Genomic DNA, 296 nt, shown 5'->3' with positions numbered 1-296 from the left:
CGCGCTCGACACGACCCGTCACCACCGTACCACGGCCCGAGATCGAGAACACGTCTTCCACCGGCATCAGGAACGCGCCGTCAACTGCACGCTCCGGCGTCGGGATGTACGTGTCCAGCGCGTCTGCCAGGCTCATGATCGCCACTTCACCCAGCTCGCCCGTGTCGCCTTCCAGCGCCAGCTTTGCCGAACCCTTCACGATCGGCGTGTCGTCGCCCGGGAAGTCGTACTTCGACAGGAGTTCGCGAACTTCCATCTCGACCAGCTCGAGCAGTTCAGCGTCGTCCACCATGTCG

1 pseudogene is annotated in these 296 nt (G+C 64.2%); it reads right to left on the bottom strand.

The window, feature by feature from the left end:
- A pseudogene (gene tuf / locus DPV74_RS41895) lies at positions 1–296 on the bottom strand (elongation factor Tu); the annotation flags it as partial.

The organism is Burkholderia sp. HAN2018 (assembly GCF_024704855.1).
GTDB lineage: Bacteria > Pseudomonadota > Gammaproteobacteria > Burkholderiales > Burkholderiaceae > Burkholderia > Burkholderia cepacia.
The sequence above is the reverse complement of the archived record's forward strand: the minus strand, read 5'-3'. Positions and strand labels throughout refer to the sequence as shown.